At 36.9% G+C, this 19,171-nt stretch carries 17 protein-coding genes and 1 other annotated feature; of the genes, 13 read left to right on the top strand and 4 right to left on the bottom strand.

Annotation, left to right across the window (positions count from 1 at the left end; all coding sequences use genetic code 11):
• Nucleotides 1–157 precede the first annotated feature (157 nt).
• The 5 genes from AB1280_RS11960 to AB1280_RS11940 all read left to right on the top strand — a co-directional run bounded on the left by AB1280_RS11960 (nucleotide 158) and on the right by AB1280_RS11940 (nucleotide 5,422).
• The gene (locus AB1280_RS11960) at nucleotides 158–1,030 is read left to right on the top strand and encodes a TetR/AcrR family transcriptional regulator (RefSeq protein WP_429755923.1); all 873 of its coding nucleotides are present in this window, start codon (nucleotides 158–160) and stop codon (nucleotides 1,028–1,030) included.
• Nucleotides 1,031–1,110: 80 nt separating this feature from the next.
• The gene (gene fabH / locus AB1280_RS11955; RefSeq protein WP_272187316.1) at nucleotides 1,111–2,043 is read left to right on the top strand and encodes a beta-ketoacyl-ACP synthase III; all 933 of its coding nucleotides are present in this window, start codon (nucleotides 1,111–1,113) and stop codon (nucleotides 2,041–2,043) included.
• 29 nt (nucleotides 2,044–2,072) lie between these two features.
• Nucleotides 2,073–3,311, top strand: coding sequence for a beta-ketoacyl-ACP synthase II (fabF, locus tag AB1280_RS11950; RefSeq protein WP_272187317.1), 1,239 nt, complete (start codon nucleotides 2,073–2,075; stop codon nucleotides 3,309–3,311).
• Nucleotides 3,312–3,398: 87 nt separating this feature from the next.
• The gene (locus AB1280_RS11945) at nucleotides 3,399–4,193 is read left to right on the top strand and encodes a DUF2268 domain-containing protein (protein ID WP_429755922.1); all 795 of its coding nucleotides are present in this window, start codon (nucleotides 3,399–3,401) and stop codon (nucleotides 4,191–4,193) included.
• Between the two features lie 482 nt (nucleotides 4,194–4,675).
• Complete coding sequence (locus AB1280_RS11940; RefSeq protein ID WP_272187320.1) at nucleotides 4,676–5,422, top strand: YjbA family protein; 747 nt, start codon at nucleotides 4,676–4,678, stop codon at nucleotides 5,420–5,422.
• 391 nt (nucleotides 5,423–5,813) lie between these two features.
• On the opposite strand, the gene trpS is transcribed toward AB1280_RS11940, so the two are convergent.
• The gene (gene trpS, locus AB1280_RS11935) at nucleotides 5,814–6,803 is read right to left on the bottom strand and encodes a tryptophan--tRNA ligase (RefSeq protein ID WP_429755921.1); all 990 of its coding nucleotides are present in this window, start codon (nucleotides 6,801–6,803) and stop codon (nucleotides 5,814–5,816) included.
• A 373-nt stretch (nucleotides 6,804–7,176) separates the two neighbouring features.
• Nucleotides 7,177–7,393, bottom strand: a binding site (T-box leader).
• Nucleotides 7,394–7,437: 44 nt separating this feature from the next.
• Nucleotides 7,438–7,809, bottom strand: a complete 372-nt coding sequence (locus AB1280_RS11930) for a DUF3899 domain-containing protein (protein ID WP_429755920.1) — start codon at nucleotides 7,807–7,809, stop codon at nucleotides 7,438–7,440.
• Nucleotides 7,810–8,284: 475 nt separating this feature from the next.
• Between AB1280_RS11930 and opp3b the strand changes: the two genes are divergently transcribed.
• From opp3b to AB1280_RS11905, 5 genes are all read left to right on the top strand, one after another.
• A complete protein-coding gene (opp3b, locus tag AB1280_RS11925; protein ID WP_272187322.1) occupies nucleotides 8,285–9,214 on the top strand; it encodes an oligopeptide ABC transporter permease in 930 nt (309 codons plus the stop codon).
• Nucleotides 9,211–10,227 (top strand): oligopeptide ABC transporter permease, encoded by a 1,017-nt coding sequence (gene opp3C, locus AB1280_RS11920; protein ID WP_272187474.1) that lies wholly within the window; start codon nucleotides 9,211–9,213, stop codon nucleotides 10,225–10,227. Before opp3b ends, opp3C begins: the two co-directional genes overlap by 4 nt.
• Before the next feature lie 21 nt (nucleotides 10,228–10,248).
• A complete protein-coding gene (locus AB1280_RS11915) occupies nucleotides 10,249–11,292 on the top strand; it encodes an ABC transporter ATP-binding protein (protein WP_429755919.1) in 1,044 nt (347 codons plus the stop codon).
• Nucleotides 11,285–12,220: an ABC transporter ATP-binding protein gene (locus tag AB1280_RS11910; RefSeq protein ID WP_429755918.1), complete on the top strand. Its 936-nt coding sequence runs from the start codon at nucleotides 11,285–11,287 to the stop codon at nucleotides 12,218–12,220. Before AB1280_RS11915 ends, AB1280_RS11910 begins: the two co-directional genes overlap by 8 nt.
• 338 nt (nucleotides 12,221–12,558) lie before the next feature.
• Nucleotides 12,559–14,199: a peptide ABC transporter substrate-binding protein gene (locus tag AB1280_RS11905; RefSeq protein ID WP_429755917.1), complete on the top strand. Its 1,641-nt coding sequence runs from the start codon at nucleotides 12,559–12,561 to the stop codon at nucleotides 14,197–14,199.
• A 41-nt stretch (nucleotides 14,200–14,240) separates the two neighbouring features.
• Here the strand turns inward: AB1280_RS11905 and AB1280_RS11900 are convergent, their stop codons facing one another.
• The gene (locus tag AB1280_RS11900) at nucleotides 14,241–14,444 is read right to left on the bottom strand and encodes a hypothetical protein (protein ID WP_272187326.1); all 204 of its coding nucleotides are present in this window, start codon (nucleotides 14,442–14,444) and stop codon (nucleotides 14,241–14,243) included.
• A 416-nt stretch (nucleotides 14,445–14,860) separates the two neighbouring features.
• Here AB1280_RS11900 and spx point away from each other — a divergent pair, with 416 nt between their 5' ends.
• On the top strand, nucleotides 14,861–15,256 hold the full coding sequence (gene spx / locus AB1280_RS11895) for a transcriptional regulator Spx (protein ID WP_429755916.1): 396 nt from the start codon (nucleotides 14,861–14,863) through the stop codon (nucleotides 15,254–15,256).
• A gap of 188 nt (nucleotides 15,257–15,444) precedes the next feature.
• Here the strand turns inward: spx and AB1280_RS11890 are convergent, their stop codons facing one another.
• The gene (locus tag AB1280_RS11890) at nucleotides 15,445–16,113 is read right to left on the bottom strand and encodes a TerC family protein (protein WP_429755915.1); all 669 of its coding nucleotides are present in this window, start codon (nucleotides 16,111–16,113) and stop codon (nucleotides 15,445–15,447) included.
• A gap of 582 nt (nucleotides 16,114–16,695) precedes the next feature.
• On the opposite strand from AB1280_RS11890, the gene mecA reads away from it, so the two are divergent.
• Nucleotides 16,696–17,370 (top strand): adaptor protein MecA, encoded by a 675-nt coding sequence (mecA, locus tag AB1280_RS11885; RefSeq protein ID WP_429755914.1) that lies wholly within the window; start codon nucleotides 16,696–16,698, stop codon nucleotides 17,368–17,370.
• A gap of 75 nt (nucleotides 17,371–17,445) precedes the next feature.
• Nucleotides 17,446–18,990, top strand: coding sequence for a cardiolipin synthase (gene cls, locus AB1280_RS11880; protein ID WP_429755913.1), 1,545 nt, complete (start codon nucleotides 17,446–17,448; stop codon nucleotides 18,988–18,990).
• Nucleotides 18,991–19,171: the final 181 nt, after the last annotated feature.

Genomic DNA, 19,171 nt, shown 5'->3' with positions numbered 1-19,171 from the left:
CCTTTGTATTGAAATTGACTCATCGGTCATAACAAACAAAGTATAAATGACTGACCGGTCAACAGTCAACGAAAAGGTAAAATACTGTGAACTACTTGCAATTTTTGACTGATGAGTCATAATGCGGATAAGAGTGTTTTTTTAGGAGAGGAAAAAAATGAAGGAAAAAGAACGGTTAATAATTGAAACAGCAATTAAACTATTTGCGATGAAGGGCGTGAATGCAACGTCTATTCAAGAGATTGCAACAGACTGCGGTATTTCGAAAGGTGCTTTTTATTTGCATTTTAAATCGAAAGATAAGTTAGTATTGGCAACGCTAGAGTATTACTACGATCAGATTCAGAATAAACTGATGGATTTTGAAAAAGAACCATTACTTCCGCGTGAGAAGTTTGAAAAGCAATTGTGCTGTCAGTTTTATGAATTACAGCAAAAAAAAGAATTTATCATTATGTGTATGAGAGAAAATGTAATTCCCTTTAATAAAGAAGTAGAAGCATTTACGACGAGGATGAAATTAGAATCACATGCTTTTTATCGAAACAATTTACTTCCTATTTACGGAGAAGAGATTGCCCCTCATCTAGTTGATTTAATTATTATATTAGAAGGAATATCACATGCGTATTTAGAGTTAATTATCTTTAATATGGTAAATTTAGATATACCGTATACGGCAAAATTTATCTTAAAGAGAATGGATGATATCGTAGCAGGGCTGCAACTTTCAAAAGACGAACCAGTCATTGTAGAACGAGAACTTAATCATTTTTTTTGTAATGCGAATGTAATGAATGGGCATAAGGAAGAAATATTTATAAATGAAATTATTCAGTTAAAACGTACGTTAGTAGATCAATTAGGAAACGAGGAATTAATGGTTACGCTAGATGTACTAGAGTCAGAAATGAAAACGGAACATCCGCGCGTTCCGGTAATTCAAGGGATGTTGTCCAACTTAAAACTGTATCCAGAATTGCGTGATTTTCGGGAAAGACTGGCAATGTACTATAAAATAACAAACTAATAATATATAGACAAAAGAGACATTATCATTTAAAATTAGTACCAAGTCATAATAATTGATATAAATCGGAGGGCTGCATTGTGAATGTAGGCATTTTAGGGATCGGGAGATATGTGCCAGAAAAAATTGTCACAAACCACGACTTAGAGAAAATAATGGATACATCTGATGAATGGATTCGAACAAGAACAGGAATTGAAGAAAGACGAATTGCTGATGATACAATAGATACTTCACATATGGCTGTGGAAGCTGCAAAAAAAGCACTTGAAAATGCAGGGATTAGCGGAGAAGAAATTGATCTTATTTTAGTTGCAACAGTAACACCAGACCGTTCGTTTCCAGCGGTTGCTTGCGTAGTTCAAGAAGAAATCGGAGCAAAGCATGCAGCAGCGATGGATTTAGGTGCAGCTTGTGCTGGTTTTATGTATGGAATGATTACAGCGCAACAATTTATTCAAACTGGAACTTATAAAAATATATTAGTAATTGGTAGCGATAAATTATCTAAAATTGTAGATTGGAATGATCGAAATACAGCTGTTTTATTTGGAGATGGAGCAGGCGCTGTTGTTATGGGGGCTGTTTCAGAAGGGAAAGGCATTCTTTCATTTGAATTAGGAGCAGATGGAAGTGGTGGTAAACACCTTTATCGTGATGAATATGTTATGATGAATGGCAGAGAAGTATTTAAGTTTGCTGTTCGTCAGCTCGGTGATTCGTGTCTTCGCGTTTTAGAAAAAGCGGGTCTTACGAAAGAAGATGTGGACTTTTTAGTGCCTCACCAAGCAAATATTCGTATTATGGAATCGGCGAGAGAACGGCTAAATTTACCACAAGAAAAAATGAGTACGACAATTGCCAAGTTTGGGAATACGTCAGCTTCTTCAATTCCAATTGCGATGGTAGAAGAATTGCAAAATGGACGTATTCAAGATGGTGATCTCATCATATTAGTTGGTTTTGGCGGCGGATTAACATGGGGAGCAGTTGCTCTTCGTTGGGGTAAATAAGGACTGAGAGAAAAGGAGTGTATTTTTGTATGGAAAAAAAGCGTGTTGTAATTACAGGATTAGGAGCAGTTACTCCAGTAGGAACGGATGTAGAAACTGCTTGGGAAAATATTAAAAATGGTGTATCTGGAATCGGACGTCTTACCCGCTTAGATGCAGATCAATTTCCGGTGAAAGTGGCCGCGGAAATTAATGACTTTGAAGTTGAAAAATATATTGATAAAAAAGAAGCGCGTCGTATGGACCGCTTTACACAATATGCAGTAGCGGCAGCAAAAATGGCTGTAGAAGATGCAAAGCTAGAAATTACTGAAGAAAACGGACCGCGCATTGGTGTATGGATTGGATCCGGAATCGGTGGTATGGAAACATACGAAGAGCAGTTCAAAATCTTTATGGAAAAAGGCGCACGCCGCGTTAGTCCATTTCTCGTACCGATGATGATTCCAGATATGGCTGCAGGTCAAGTCTCCATTGCATTAGGTGCAAAAGGGATTAATACATGTACAGTGACAGCTTGTGCATCAGGTGCACATTCTATTGGTGATGCATTTAAAGTGATTCAGCGCGGAGATGCAGATGCGATGATTACAGGCGGAGCAGAAGCACCGTTAGCAAACATGGCGGTTGCTGGATTTTGTTCAGCTAAAGCATTAACATTTAATGAAGATCCAGCAACTGCTTGTCGTCCGTTCGATAAAAACCGAAGCGGTTTCGTAATGGGAGAAGGAGCAGGGATTCTTGTATTAGAAGAATTAGAGCATGCGTTAGCGCGCGGTGCACATATTTATGCTGAGATCGTTGGATACGGAGCAACTGGCGATGCATTCCATATTACGCTTCCGGCTCCTGGTGGTGAAGGTGGCGTTCGTGCGATGCGTCAAGCGTTAGAAGAAGCAGGTCTAAAGCCAGAAGATATCGATTACATTAATGCGCACGGTACAAGTACTGAAGCGAATGAAAAATATGAAACGATGGCAATTAAAGAAGTATTTGGTGAGCATGCATATAAAGTAGCGGTAAGCTCAACGAAATCAATGACAGGACATTTATTAGGTGCAGCTGGTGCGGTAGAAGCGATTATATCTGTGAAAACAATTACAGATGGCGTTGTTCCACCAACAATTAACTATGAAACACCAGATCCAGAGTGTGATTTAGATTGTGTACCAAATCAAGCGAGACAACAAAAAGTGCGTGCTGTATTAAGTAACTCATTAGGTTTCGGTGGTCATAACGCAGCATTAATATTTAAAGAATATAAATAATAAAAAAGTGCAGATGAAAATCTGCATTTTTTTTATGCCTTCTTTCGCTTTGTTGCATATGTATGGAACAAAAGGAGAGTGGGAGAGATGGGAGTGGTTCAAACGGCGGAGTGGATGCGTACGTATTATCAAGAGCCGGAAAAAATTTGTGAGAAGTTTACAAAGTATATTCCGCTCCAGAAAGAAGCGTTGTATCGATTTCTTGTATCAAAAGGAATGTTTCGCCCAGTAGTAGGTGGTGAAGAAGATATAGACATATTGCAAAAAGAACGAGTATGGGAGCGATTGGCGGTAGAATATAAAAAATTGCAGCAATGGTTAAAAGGTCCTAATATACCAGTATTTATTTTGTTATCAGATCCGTATAACCGAACTGTTCAACGAGAATATAACGGAAAAGCGGGATTAGCAATGCGAAATGCTTTGTTTTTATTTGTAAGTACACAAAGTTCGATTGCTGAGCTTAAGGCATTGCTTACTCATGAGTATCATCATATCTGTCGGATTCATGCTAGTGAGAAGGGAGAAGAAGCATATACCATTTTGGATACAATGGTGATGGAGGGATTAGCGGAACATGCGGTGTATGAACGGCATGGAGAAAGCTACTATGCGCCGTGGGTGTCTTATTACGAAAAAGAAGAAGCAATTATGTTTTGGCGCCGGTTTATACAAGATAAGCAGGAGATACAACGAGGGACGCGCGAGCACGATATATTGCTAAATGGACGAGGATTATTCTATCCGAAAATGCTTGGATATGCTGTGGGATTTCATATTGTAAAAGATTGTGTAGAGCATAAACAATGGAACACAACTTCTTTATTAGGAATGGATGCGAAAGCTATTTTAGAAGGGGCGTTATCTTTTTCACCCGCATAAAGTGAAGCTTTAATCAGTGGGGGTTTTCTTCATCCCCCACTGATTAAAAGCCCTCACCAATTGGGCCTTTACGGACAGTTTATCTCCCACCTAACTCCTTAAGAAAAGCGGAAGCGGCTCGTTCAAAATCGCAGGACGCCCGTGCCAAAGGCAGAGAGGCGCTTTTTTGCCTCATCCGAGGGGGTGAAACGACCGGCGATTCTAGCCGCTAGAGCTGGACAATGCTTTCGCTGAATTTTGAGGTGGGAGTATTACTGCCCGCAAATAGCGGGATAAATCTCTAGCTCAAAATTCGACGAGAAGCGAATTCCCATCAGTGGAGGAGGAAATATTCCACTGATGGGAATTTCACTGTATAAGCATGAAAGATAGAGGATGGTGAAGAAATTAATTAAGAAGAATATATTTCCTCCCTTGGAATAAATTTTACGAAAGATGACCATAATGAGATTTACAAACAGTTGTGAAGTGAGGGGTAAGCAATGTTATATCTGCATGATGTATGGGTAAATTGGTTTGAAGGTGAAGAAAACGGGTATAACGTCTGTCATTTCTATGAATGGCGGAAGGATGATACGATCGAATTGTTAGATCAAGTACCATTAGTAAAAGTAGATTCCACATTATATCATTACATCGAGAACGAATTGCTAGAACTTCCGCAAAAACTATTGGAAGACGTACATCATAAGGCGTATATTCGAAAAAACCATGAACGGCTGCAGCAGGAATATTGTTTTGTTGTATCAGATGGAAAAGGAATTATTGCAGTTGATACAATTGGGTACAACATTCCAATCCGGAAAAGTAGGTTGATTCCAAGACAAGAGCAAATGGTGTATGAAATGGTAGAAAACGTACAAGCAGAAACATATGATTTTGAAGGGGAAGCATCACAAAAGGAACATCATATTTTATCACCTTCCCCGCATATGATGAATGGCTTAACGCGGAAAGAACGACAATTAAAACAACTGCTCTTTATGGCACTAGATCAACTACATACAACGAAAAATCCAGCGGAAATTCGCTATTGGTTTACAGAATGGGACCCAGCAGCATATCCAGCTGTGCAACATCTGCCATTTGAAGACGTATGGACCCGTTTATATGAAGAAGCGAAGCACGGATGGTCAGACAAACACGAACAGCTCTGTGAGCGACTTGTAAGAGGACAACCGTTCTTTGAAAAGTTGTGGGAAATGGAAAATGAGCAAAAGGTAAATTAAAAGGAATGACCGAAAAGGCACGTATGTGCCTTTTCGGATCATTTCTTTTTTATGTGCGGATATAGATATATCGGCGCTTCCAACCGATATAAAGACGCTTCGGTAAAATTCAGCATGTGAGTGAGTCGTCTCTGCCTTTCGGGATGTCCAGCTCTGCCTCCTAGGCCCTCATGTCTAAGAACCTTCCACACGAGAAGGTAAAAAAACACCTTCTTGTGTGAAAGAACCTTAGCCAGCAGGCCTAAACAGTCGCCTCTGCTTTTCTATGATGTCCAGCTCCAGCGGCTAGAATCTCCGGTCGTTTCGCTCCCTCGGTCGAGGTAAAAAGCACCTCTCTGTCAGGAGCTCCAACGCCCTGCGATTCTGAACGAGCCGCCGCTGCTTTTCTTCCTTATCTTCGCTTTCGGCTTAATCCCATTGCGTTTTCGACTTTACGAAGTTGTTTCATTGCGACACGGTTTGCTTTTTCAGCCCCCTGATCAAGGATTTCGTCTAATTCAGGAGAGTTAATAAGTTCATTATATTTCTCTTGAATTGGACGGATTGCTTCTACAACAACTTGTGCTAAGTCGCCTTTAAAGTCGCCGTATCCTTTACCTTCGTATTCAGCTTCTAATTCTTCTACTGTTTTCCCTGAGAAAGAAGAGTAGATTGTTAATAAGTTTGATACACCTGGTTTATTTTCTTTATCGAATTTTACGATGCCGTCTGAATCGGTTACAGCACTTTTAATTTTCTTTTCAATCGTTTTTGGATCATCAAGTAAACTAATCATCGATTTCGGATTTGGATCAGATTTACTCATTTTTTTCGTCGGCTCTGTTAATGACATAACGCGTGCGCCTACTTTTGGAATGCGAACTTCTGGAATTGTAAACACTTCGCGATAACGCTTGTTAAAACGCTCTGCTAAGTCGCGCGTTAACTCCATATGTTGTTTTTGGTCCTCTCCAACTGGAACAATTTCTGTATTATATAGTAAAATGTCTGCTGCCATTAATGGTGGGTATGTTAATAAAGCAGCTGGAACAGATTCTCTGCCTTTTGCTTTATCTTTATATTGCGTCATACGCTCTAATTCCCCAACATACGCAGTGCACTGCATAATCCATCCAAGCTGAGCGTGTGCTGGAACTTCTGATTGTACAAATAATGTAGATTTCTCTGGATCGATGCCGCAAGCTATGTATAGTGCAGCTAGACTACGAATGTTTTTACGAAGTTGTACTTGGTCTTGCGGTACAGTAATTGCATGCTGGTTTACGATGCAGAAATAGCAATCGTGTTCATTTTGTAGCTCTGTAAACTGCTTCATTGCTCCTAAATAGTTCCCAAGTGTAATTGTTCCGCTTGGCTGAATGCCTGAAAAAATAACTGACATAATATTTCCTCCTTGAAAAGGTGTATTGTTTATCGTTTTTCGTATTTCCGTCTAGAATCCTAACGTCTTGTGGTTTTGAACGAGCCGTTTCTGCTTTTCTGGGATGTCCAGTTCCACCTCCTAGGCCCTCATGTCTAAGAACCTTCCACACGAGAAGATAAAAAACACCTTCTGTGTGAAAGAACCTTAGCCAACAGACCTAAACAGTCGGCTCCGCTTTTCTGAGATGTCTAGCTCCAGCGGCTAGAATGGTCGGTGGCTTCGCGCCTTCCTGCGAGGTAAAAAGCACCTCTACGTCAGGAGCTCCATCCTCCTCCCATTCTGAACGAGCCGCTTCCGCTTTTCCAATAAAAAAAGCCCATTCATCCCTAAAAATAGGGACGAATGGACCGCGGTACCACCCTAATTATTTTGCAGACGCAAAATCTCTTTATCCATTGTAACGTTGGATGTGACGCCAAATCCTACTCCTAAAGCGTTTCGGTTTGGTGCTCAAAAGCCCATTCCATATTGCCCAATTACTTGTTCACACCAACCACAAGCTCTCTGAAATTGCCTCAATATGTACTCTTCTTTCTCATTGCATACGTATAAAATTTTGTACTATTATAACATACAATAAATCGTTTGCAAATTATTTAATAGTGTAACCAATAATTGTTGATAATGTTCCTAAAATGATCCCAGTAATTACGATAGGATATGTCCATGTAAAGGAATAGGTTCGATATAATATTTCCTTCGGATCGCGTTCTTCTTCCTCAATTAAAGATTCAATTTTTTTATTGGATTGACCTAATTTTTTGAAAGCATATATTGTTACATTGAAAAAACCTCGTTGAAATAGAAATATAAATCCTCCGACAATAATGAAGAGTAAAGCAATATAAAACATCATATTGACAAAATTCAACAAAAAAGAATTAGAAAATATAACAGCATATGCGCCAGAAATCGCAATTGTACTTCCTATTAGTATACTAATACGTGAAAAAAATGTATTCAAATGCTTCCCCTCCGCAAAAAAATTACTAGAATTATTATACTATAAAAGTTATAATATATACTATAAAGAATTTTTAGAAAAAAAATATAATTGCGCATTTTCCTTTAATGAGATAACTTCAGTGTTAAGTCCTATCTTTACAAATTATATACAAAATACACTGTAAATTAAAAATTTTAACAAAAAAATAAAAAATTATATTCACAATTGCCTCTTTATATGTATAATGAAAATTGTAGAAACTTGGAGATAATTCTTTTAATTCTAATTTTTTACAAATGAAGGTACATAATGCGCAATTAGAGGACCTGACTTGCTTTAATGGGTTTATTACAAAGGGTAGTAATAATGCAGTTTATTCCATCGTTTTCAAGGGTATATGCCTATGATGGGCGTATGCTCTTATTTTTAAAGATAATAGTAAGAATATTTTAAACTATCTTATTGCTTTTGAAAAAATGGGGAGGTGCTATTTATGGGACGTTATACACTACAACGTTTCGCGTACATGGTCATTACATTATTTTTAATCACAACTTTAACATTCTTTTTAATGAAGTTGTTGCCGGGTTCTCCGCTTAAAAATCAGGAGAAATTATCACCAGCACAAAAAGAAATCATTTTGGAAAAATACGGATTAAACGATCCGCTCCCAGTGCAATATGTTCACTACATGAAAAATTTAGCTAAAGGTGACTTAGGGGTATCATTCCAGTATGATAACCGTCCAGTAACAGATATGATTATTGGACGCATTGGTCCATCTGCACAATTAGGTTTTCAAGCAATTGTTTTAGGAACTATTATTGGATTATTACTAGGTATTGTTGCAGCCCTTCGTACGAACACGTGGGCTGATTACGGGGCAACGTTCATTTCGGTACTCGGAATGTCTGTACCTGCATTCGTTTTTGCGGCACTACTACAATATTATATAGCAGTAAAATTAGGTTGGTTACCAGTAGCGTTTTGGAAAGGGTTTGAATATACAATTCTTCCAACAATTGCATTGGCAGTATCTGTAGTAGCTACAATAGCTCGTTTTGCACGTACCGAATTAATAGAAGTTATGCAAGCAGAATACATTTTAACAGCAAAAGCAAAGGGGCTTAGTCAAGGTGTAATTATTGTGAAACATGCACTGCGAAATGCTCTTATTCCAATCATTACGATTTTAGGTCCGATGGTTGCTGCTTTAATGACAGGAACACTTGTTGTTGAGCAAGTATTTGCTGTACCAGGTTTAGGGGAACAGTTCGTTAAGTCTATTCCATTAAACGACTATACAATTATTATGGGTACAACAATTTTCTATAGTGCACTTTTCATTCTTGTTATCTTTATTGTCGATGTACTATACGGTGTAGTTGATCCTCGTATTCGTTTAGCGGGAGGGAAAAAATAATGAAAGATCTACAAAAAATATCGCCAGATTTATTTCAACCAGCAAATCGCAGCAATACAGATAATGAGGTTATTGCTCGTCCAAGTATAAAGTTTTGGGAAGATGTAAGAAGACGTTTGTTTCAACATAAAGGTGCAGTCTTTGGGATTGTTATTCTCGCTTTAATTATTCTATTAGCGATTTTTGGTCCAATGATGAGTAAATATTCTTATAAAGATCAAGATTTAAACCGTGCGAAAATCCCGCCGAAAGTACCGGTTTTAGAGCACATTCACTGGTTGCCTTTTGATGGTATAGACCAATATGGTGTTGATCAGTATGAGAAACGTGATATTAAAGACTATTTCTGGTTTGGTACAGATGATCTTGGGCGTGACATTTGGACAAGAACATGGGAAGGGACACGAGTATCTTTATATATCGCATTACTAGCAGCAGCAATTGATTTAGTGATTGGGGTTGCGTATGGGGGTATCTCCGCATTCTACGGAGGCCGTGTTGATAACTTTATGCAGCGTTTTGTTGAAGTATTAAATGGTATTCCGTACTTAATTATCGTAATTTTAATGGTAATTGTAATGGATCCTGGTATTTTATCAATTACATTAGCGATGACTCTTACAGGATGGATTGGAATGTCGCGTATTGTGCGTGGACAAGTGTTGAAAATGAAAAATCAAGAGTACGTATTAGCGTCACGTACACTTGGAGCGACAAATACGCAATTAATTGTAAGACATTTAGTACCGAACTTAATGGGATCTATCATTGTTATGACAATGTTTACAATTCCACATGCAGTATTTGGAGAAGCTTTCTTAAGTTTCATTGGTCTTGGAATTCAACCGCCGTTAGCGTCATTAGGTTCTTTAGTAAGTGATGGGTATAAGTCAATTCAAACATATCCACATATGATGTTTATTCCAGCGGCTGTAATTAGTTTGTTAATTTTAGCATTTAACTTATTAGCAGATGGTTTACGTGATGCGTTAGATCCAAAAATGCGTAAATAAAGAAGGAAAGGAGAGGGAATGATGAAAACTTTGTTAGAAGTAAAAGATTTACAAGTTTCGTTCGACACACATGCTGGTGAAGTACAAGCAGTGCGTGGAGTTACTTTTGATTTGAAAAAGGGAGAAACACTAGCAATTGTGGGGGAATCTGGTTCTGGTAAGTCCGTTACATCTAAAGCACTAATGGACTTAATTCCAAAGCCGCCAGGACGCATTAAGAATGGAGAAATTATTTTTGACGGCCGTGATTTAACGAAGTTGTCTGAAAAAGAAATGCAACAAATTCGCGGAAAAGAGATTGCGATGATTTTCCAAGATCCAATGACATCTCTAAATCCAACGATGACAATTGGTAATCAAATTATGGAAGGTCTTATTAAACATCAAGGAATGAGTAAAGTTGATGCTCGTAAAGTTGCGTTAGAGTTGATCGACCTTGTAGGGATTCCAAATCCGGAAGCGCGTCTTAAACAATATCCACACCAATTTTCAGGTGGGATGAGACAACGTGTTGTTATTGCTATGGCGCTTGCTTGTAATCCGAAATTATTAATTGCCGATGAACCAACAACTGCGCTTGACGTAACAATTCAAGCACAAATTTTAGAGTTAATGAAAGACATTCAGCAAAAAACAGAAGCTTCTATCATTTTTATCACGCATGATTTAGGTGTTGTTGCGAATGTAGCGGACCGCGTGGCTGTTATGTATGCAGGAAAAGTTGTAGAGATTGGTACAGTTGATGAAATTTTCTATAATCCAAAACATCCGTATACTTGGGGATTATTAGCTTCTATGCCAAGTTTAGAGGGTGGGGAAGAAGAGTTATATGCAATTCCAGGAACACCGCCAGACTTATTAAAGCCGCCAAAAGGCGATGCATTTGCAGCGCGTAATCCACAGGCGTTAAAGATTGACTTTGAAATGGAACCACCATTATTCAAAGTAAGTGATACGCATTATGCAGCAACGTGGTTGCTTCATGAAGAAGCTCCAAAAGTAGAGCCACCTGAAATTGTCCAAAGACGTATTCGACAAATGAAAGCGGGTGAACAGCATGACTAATAATCGTGAGAAATTAATTGAAGTGAAAAATGTAAAACAATATTTTAACGTGAACGGCGGAGTTGTAAAAGCGATTGATGATGTTACGTTCGATATTTACCGCGGAGAAACATTCGGACTTGTAGGAGAGTCTGGTTCTGGTAAATCGACAACGGGAAGAACGATTATTCGTTTATATGACGCAACGGCAGGCGAAGTATTGTTTGACGGGGAAAATGTACACGGTAAAAAATCACGTGCTGAACTAAAGAAATTTAACCGTAAAATGCAAATGATTTTCCAAGATCCATACGCGTCATTAAATCCGCGTATGAGCGTTGGCGATATCATTGCAGAAGGAATTGATATTCACGGTCTTGCTAAAAACAAAGAAGATCGTATGAAGCGTGTGTATGAATTGCTTGAGACGGTTGGTTTGAACCGTGAGCATGCAAGTCGTTTCCCGCATGAATTCTCTGGTGGACAACGTCAGCGTATTGGAATTGCAAGAGCGTTAGCAGTAGAGCCGGACTTTATTATTGCCGATGAGCCGATTTCAGCACTTGACGTGTCAATTCAGGCGCAAGTAGTTAACTTATTGAAAAAGTTACAAAAAGAAAAAGGTTTAACATACTTATTTATTGCCCATGATTTATCGATGGTAAAATATATTAGTGACCGCATTGGTGTTATGTATCACGGGAAAATCGTGGAACTTGCGACGAGTGAAGAATTATACGAGCATCCAATTCATCCGTATACAAAATCACTACTATCAGCAATTCCGCTTCCAGATCCAGATTATGAGCGCAATCGTAAACGTATCGTGTACGATCCATCTCAGCATCAATACGGTAATGAAGAGCCGCAAATGCGCGAAGTTCGTCCAGGACATTTCGTTCTTTGCTCAGAAGCTGAGTATAAGAAGTTTAAAGAAATCTATCAATAAGAGAAATCGAGCACATGGAAAATGTGCTCGGTTTTTTGCTTTTACAAGAATACTTAAAAACAAAGAGAGAAAGTATAGTGTTTGGAATAAAATATATATCATAAAAATCTCACAGTTATATTCAGATAATTTAAATAAGTTAAAAAATAATGAAAAATCAATAGGAGTATTGATTTTGGAACGAGAAAGAGGAATAAAATGTTAACAGAAAATTTTTATAAAATAGAAAAATAAATATACAAATAATCAATTTGTATGTATAATATGAATTGTTAGAACTTATTTACTTTTTATTATTTTCAATGAAAGGTCTAACATTTTGGAGGAGGGTATAATATATGAAGAAAAAGGTGCCGGTGCTACTTGCATCAACATTGACAGTAAGCATGATTCTAGGGGGATGCGGATATTCAAAAGATGATTCGCAGGCGAAAGCAAAAGGGGACACAAGTAATGTAAAGCAGGTAATCAACCTGATTGAAACATCTGAGCTTCCAACGATGGATACAACGTTAACAACAGATGCAGCGTCTTCAAGTGTAATGAACAATGCAATGGAAGGGTTATATACTCTTGGTAAAGATGATAAATTGGTTTCAGGTGTAGCTGAGTCATATCAAAAATCAGAAGATGGAAAGAAATATACATTTAAACTACGTAAAGATGCAAAATGGTCAAATGGAGACCCTGTAACAGCAAAAGATTTTGTGTATTCTTGGCAACGAGCAGTAAATCCAGATACAGCTGCAAAATCTGCTTACATTATGTTTGATGTGAAGAATGCAGAGAAGATCAATATGAAACAATTGCCAGTAGACCAATTAGGTGTCAAAGCAGTTGATGATTATACATTTGAAGTAGAATTAGACAATCCAGTTCCGTATTTTGTGAATTTAACAGTATATCCACTGTTCTTCCCGCTTAATGAAAAATATGTGAAAGAACAAGGTCCGAAGTATGGATTAGAAGCAAATACAACATTATATAATGGTCCATTTGTGTTAAGTGAATGGAAACATGAACAAAGCTTCCAATTAAAGAAAAACCCATCTTATTGGGATAATAAAAAAGTTAAATTAGAGGAAATCAACTATAATATCGTAAAAGATACAGGAACAGCGGTAAATTTATATGAAACAAAAGCAGTTGACCGTGTTGGTTTATCGGCAGAATTTGTAGATAAATATAGAAAAGATAAAGGTTTTAAAACGACAAGTGATCCAACAATCTTCTTCTTACGTTTAAATGAAAAGAATCCTGCTTTAGCAAATAAAAATATTCGTAAAGCAATTTCTCTAGGATTTGAGCGCGACGGTATGATTAATACATTGTTGAATAACGGTTCAAAAGCAGCTGGTGGCTTAGTTCCAGATGACTTTGTTAAGAATGCTGACGGAAAAGATTTCCGTAAAGAAAATGGAAAGCTTGCAAAAGTAGATTTGAAAGGTGCGAAAAAGTATTGGGAAGCTGGTAAAAAAGAGCTTGGAAAAGATACAATTGAATTAACATTATTAAATTCTGATACAGAGCTAAACAAGAAAATTAGTGAGTTCTTAAAAGGTGAATTAGAAAAGAATTTACCAGGCTTAAAACTAAATGTGAAAACACAACCTTTTGCACAAGTATTAAAATTAGAGAGCAGCGGTGATTATGATATTTCATTTAGCGGCTGGGGACCAGACTATCCAGATGCAATGACATTCCTTGATTTATTTGTATCAAACGGTGCACAAAATAAAATGGGTTACTCAAATGCTCAATATGATGAACTGATTACAAAAGCTAAGAAAAATGGATCTGATGTAAAAGGACGTTGGAATGATCTGTTGAAAGCGGAAAAAATCTTATTTGATGAGGCAGCGATTGCGCCTGTCCAACAACGCGGAAGAGCATTTTTAGAGCGTGAAACAATAAATGATATTTACATCCACAAATATGGCGGAGAGCTAAGCTTTAAGTGGGCTTCTGTAGGGAAATAATAAGAATTAAAAAGAAGCAGGATTCGAATCCTGCTTCTTTTTTAATACGTATGCTTTTTATAAATTCCTTTACCGCCAACTTGATTCCAGCCAGCTTGCACTTCAGCAGATTTATTTACGAATTTCATTTTGTCTTTGCGACCAAACAATTTTTCACCAATCCCATTTGTAATAATGCCAATAGTTGCGGTGATCCCAATGACTAATGCTGCAACGATTACAAAATCAAGAAAAAAAGCTCCCATATGTAATCCTCCTTTGCACAAGTATATTTCTATTGTAAGTTGAAAAAGACGAAAAAAAAAGAATTGTTTGATAAAAAGGTTGTATTTGCAGAATTTATATAGACAGCGGGAAAGTAGTTTGATAAAATGAAATAAGAACAAATGTTCTTTTGTTTTTTTGCATACATATCTTTCTTACAAAATGCACATCTTTTGCATAACTTTTATATATATTATGAAGAAAAATTGTTGTATATTTCTGTTCTGTTCTATTGTATAATGATTATAGAAGTTACTTATTTAAAATAATTATTTTTTTAGAGAGATTCGTTATGTTTAGATAAGTAATTATAGGTAATACAAAATTTATTTGAATATAATTATAAAAATGTGAAATAGTATAAAATTTGTACTTTTATAAGGAGAGTGAGTAATCTATGGTAACACTATATAGTTCTCCAAGTTGTACGTCTTGTAGAAAAGCGAAATTATGGTTAGAGGAAAACCATATTCCTTATACAGAGCGTAATATTTTCTCTGATCCATTATCAATTGAGGAAATTAAAGAGATTTTACGTATGACAGAAAGCGGAACAGATGAGATTATTTCAACTCGTTCTAAAGTTTTTCAAGAATTAAATATTAATTTAGAATCTTTACCTCTTCAAGATTTATATAAGCTTATTTGTGATTACCCAGGTATTCTTCGTCGTCCGATTATCATTGATGAAAAACGCCTGCAAGTTGGTTATAACGAAGACGAAATTCGTCGTTTCTTACCACGAACAGTGAGAACGTTCCAATTGCGAGAAGCGCAGCGCCTTGTAAATTAACATAATATGAAAAAGGAACTGATTCCTACTCCTGCTTTAGCAGAATGTAGGGATTAGTTCCTTTTTGTTTTGTATGAGGGAGACACTGTACATTTCGTCAAATGACCGATAATGAGTATAAAGCTCGCTTTTAAATTTGTACTTATAGTAGAAAGTAAAAAATCTGATCATAATCAATGATGAATCTTTCAAGTATTTCGCAGCTTTACTTGGTTTACAACCATTCCAACTAGTAGCACTGTAATCATAAAAAGAAAGGGAATGCTTGCTGTGAAAAGTGGTTTTGCCTCGAAAAATGATCTAAGATTTTCTTCATGTATTACCATACGACCTGCTGTATAAGCTAAGATTGCAGCACCGATATAAACGAGAAGAGGAAATCTTTCCATGCATAATAAAATAAGTTTACTTCCCCAAATAATAATAGGAATAGAAATGAGTAATCCGATAATAACTAATGTAATATTTCCATGAGAAGCTCCTGCGATTGCTAGTACATTATCAAACCCCATAACAAGATCTGCAAAAACGATTGTTCGTACAGCTTGAAATAATGTTGTCTTTGCCTTAATACTAGAAAGATTATGGTTGTTATCAGTAAGAAGATTGATTGCAATGAAAGTAAGTAAAAAGCCGCCTATTAATTGCAAAAAGGGAATATTAAGTAAATAAACGGCCATTATTGTGAGTAGGATACGTAATACGATGGCTAAACCTGTTCCTAAAACAATCGCTTTATTCCGTTCTTCTTCTGGTAAGTTTCGACTAGCAAGTGCAATGACAATGGCGTTATCGCCGCCTAATACAACATCGATACCAACGATGATAAAGATGGATGTGAGAAAGTCTAAATCCATTCAATTTGCCTCCATTTACTCAGTCCTAATAGGAAGAAATATCGTCTATCAGGAGCGGATTTGTTTTCATTCGCGTCATATGTAAGAGAAGGATTTGGTTTATGCACTGTAAGCTTGTTTCGTTTACATCATATGCAGGAAAAAAGAATATAGGACAATCATTTCCAACTATAGCATGTCCTATGTTTTTTAGAAGAAAGAAGAGAGCTTGATGATTGGATTCCATTTTCATTTTTCAATGTTAGAAGTTGCCGCTATGAAGAAACAACAAGGCTGCTACTTGCGTTCTTCTTCTATTTTAACCCTTGCACGTGGCAGAAAAAGGCCCTGGCCCGCTGCTATGCACGGTCAGCTACTCTCGCTCATCTAAAAAAAGTGGGTTTTAGTTAGGTTTTTCAATTTATATTTGTTGCTGTATTGACTTGAAAATTAGGTAAATGACTGTTTTTTTGGCAAATAAGGTGATTTTATTTCCATTCTGGCGCATCTTATCATAAAATGAGAGTACAAGATTCTAACTTTTTGTAATATGATTGGGGAGTCCCTTCATAACCATTCCAAATAGGAAGGGAGAGGTGCATTATGGATATTGAAAGAGTTAATGATCATACGATGAAATTTTATATCTCGTACATTGATATAGAAGACCGCGGATTTAACCGCGAAGACATTTGGTATAATCGCGATAAAAGTGAACAATTGTTTTGGGAAATGATGGATGAAGCACGTGACCATGATGACTTTTTTATAGATGGACCGCTGTGGATTCAAGTGCAGGCGCTTGAAAAGGGAATTGAGGTACTTGTAACGAAAGCACAACTTTCAAAAGACGGGCAAAAATTAGAGCTGCCAATTGGCCTTGATAAGATTATCGATATTCCTTTAGATGAACGAATTGAATCGTTATTTGAGCAGGAGTTAGAAGAGGCAGAAGCAGGAGCAATTTTTAACGAAGATGGTACATTTGGTTTTTTAATTAAATTTGACGACTTTGAGCATGTTATTTCATTAAGTCATCGACTTATATTTGAAGAGATAAGAGATGAATTATATTCATTTGAAGACCGCTATTATGTATATGTCGAGTTTGATGAGGTAGTGCACGATGAAGAGGAAATTGACCGTATTTTAAGCGTGATATTAGAATATGGAGAGGAATCCGCTTTAACAATTCATCGTGTTCGTGAATATGGGAAGCAAATTGCTGCTGAAAGGGCACTTGAAACAATTCGTCATCATTTTTCTCCTGGAATGTAAGCCGATTTCCTTATAATGAAATCGGCTTTTTAAATGCGTATATGCGAGCAGTGATTGTAAGTAAGGGGGGCGGATATGAAAAATACGTTGAAGCTATTGTTCTTTTTAATTGGTTTATTTACGGTATTTATTTCGTTGCGTCTATTTATTGATGTAACATTTTATTCAGATGTAATTGGCATTAAAGATATTTCGTTTTTAGGAATTTTAAGTATTTTATTTACAATATCAGGGTTTCTAATTGGCTTTGTCATCTTTTTAGAAAATCGTCATCCCTCGAAAACATTAACTTGGTTAATGGTACTTGGCATTTTTCCGGTAGTTGGTTTTTTTGCATATCTTCTGTTTGGACAAAATTTTCGTAGGAAACGAATGTTTCAAAAGAAAGCGCTTTTAGACGAACAAGCATTTTTACAGTATAAAGGGCATGAGTATGATCAAGATCGTATATTGAAAAAGCATGGACATCAAGAATTGTTATTTCGGTTAGCTGATCGTCTAGGGGCATTAAATATTTCCTTTCATACGGAAACGAAAGTATTAACAAATGGAAAAGAGACCTTTCAAGCTATTTTAGATGGGTTGAAAAAGGCAAAGCATCATATCCATATGGAATATTATATTGTGCGTGATGATAAAATTGGCACAAAAATTAAGGACATTCTTATTCAAAAAGCAAAAGAGGGTGTGGCCGTTCGGTTTTTATATGATGCTGTAGGGAGTTTTAAACTTTCAAACACATATATTGAGGAATTGAACAATGCTGGTGTGGAAATGGTCCCATTCTTTCCTGTACGGTTTCCGATTTTAAACGACAAGATTAACTATCGAAATCACCGGAAAATTATTGTTGTTGACGGAAATGAAGGGTTTGTTGGCGGTTTAAATATTGGGGACGAGTATTTAGGAGAAAATAAATACTTTGGTTTTTGGCGAGACACTCATTTGTATTTACGAGGCGAAGCTGTGCGAAGTTTACAACTTATCTTTTTACAAGATTGGTTTTATATGACGGGGGAAGCTGTATTAACTCCTGATTATTTACAGGCGGATGTTGTAAAAGGGGATGAACAGGGAGGCGTGCAGCTCGTTGCAGGCGGACCTGATAATAAGTGGGAAACGATTAAGCATTTATATTTTGCAATGATTGCCTCGGCACGAAAATCAATTTGGATTGCAACGCCATATTTTATTCCAGATGATGATATTTTATCAGCACTAAAAGTAGCGGCTTTAGCAGGTATTGATGTTCGCTTATTAATGCCGAGTAAACCGGATAAGAGGACTGTATTTTATGCGTCTCGTTCTTATTTTCCGGAATTATTAGAGGCAGGAGTCAAAATATATGAATATGAAAAAGGTTTTTTGCACAGCAAAGTTGTGATTGTTGATTCTGATTTAGCTTCAATTGGAACAGCAAATATGGATATGAGAAGTTTTCATTTGAATTTTGAAGTGAATGCTTTTTTATATGATACAAACAGTATTCGCAAACTTGTGACTGATTTTGAAGAGGATTTACAAGCGTCGAATGAAATTCATGTCGATCGCTTTAATAACCGTCGTCTTGTGATGCGGATTGTGGAATCGACATATCGTTTATTATCTCCTTTACTTTAAAGGCTCATGGAAATGAGTCTTTTTTGTTTTAGGGGAGTATATGTAGGCAATTCACGATGGACAACTGCCTGTAAAAGCCCGATTGGTGAGAGCTTCCTTTCAGTAGGGAAAGTCGCCTACTGAAAGAAAGTTTCACTTGATCTAGGCAGGAACTCGCCCGTCGTTGTCGAATAGTCCATAC

The organism is Bacillus sp. S10(2024) (assembly GCF_050473865.1).
GTDB lineage: Bacteria > Bacillota > Bacilli > Bacillales > Bacillaceae_G > Bacillus_A.
Note: the sequence above shows the minus strand (reverse complement) of the source record. Positions and strands in the feature narration are given on the sequence as shown.

Excerpts from the sequence above, each read along its gene's own strand:
- cls (WP_429755913.1), top strand. The coding sequence starts at position 17,446 with ATGAAAAATACGTTGAAGCTATTGTTCTTTTTAATTGGTTTATTTACG.
- AB1280_RS11905 (WP_429755917.1), top strand. The coding sequence starts at position 12,559 with ATGAAGAAAAAGGTGCCGGTGCTACTTGCATCAACATTGACAGTAAGC.
- AB1280_RS11940 (WP_272187320.1), top strand. The coding sequence starts at position 4,676 with ATGTTATATCTGCATGATGTATGGGTAAATTGGTTTGAAGGTGAAGAA.
- trpS (WP_429755921.1), bottom strand. The coding sequence starts at position 6,803 with ATGTCAGTTATTTTTTCAGGCATTCAGCCAAGCGGAACAATTACACTT.
- opp3b (WP_272187322.1), top strand. The coding sequence starts at position 8,285 with ATGGGACGTTATACACTACAACGTTTCGCGTACATGGTCATTACATTA.
- AB1280_RS11945 (WP_429755922.1), top strand. The coding sequence starts at position 3,399 with ATGGGAGTGGTTCAAACGGCGGAGTGGATGCGTACGTATTATCAAGAG.
- AB1280_RS11960 (WP_429755923.1), top strand. The coding sequence starts at position 158 with ATGAAGGAAAAAGAACGGTTAATAATTGAAACAGCAATTAAACTATTT.
- AB1280_RS11900 (WP_272187326.1), bottom strand. The coding sequence starts at position 14,444 with ATGGGAGCTTTTTTTCTTGATTTTGTAATCGTTGCAGCATTAGTCATT.
- fabF (WP_272187317.1), top strand. The coding sequence starts at position 2,073 with ATGGAAAAAAAGCGTGTTGTAATTACAGGATTAGGAGCAGTTACTCCA.
- AB1280_RS11910 (WP_429755918.1), top strand. The coding sequence starts at position 11,285 with ATGACTAATAATCGTGAGAAATTAATTGAAGTGAAAAATGTAAAACAA.
- AB1280_RS11890 (WP_429755915.1), bottom strand. The coding sequence starts at position 16,113 with ATGGATTTAGACTTTCTCACATCCATCTTTATCATCGTTGGTATCGAT.
- mecA (WP_429755914.1), top strand. The coding sequence starts at position 16,696 with ATGGATATTGAAAGAGTTAATGATCATACGATGAAATTTTATATCTCG.
- AB1280_RS11915 (WP_429755919.1), top strand. The coding sequence starts at position 10,249 with ATGAAAACTTTGTTAGAAGTAAAAGATTTACAAGTTTCGTTCGACACA.
- spx (WP_429755916.1), top strand. The coding sequence starts at position 14,861 with ATGGTAACACTATATAGTTCTCCAAGTTGTACGTCTTGTAGAAAAGCG.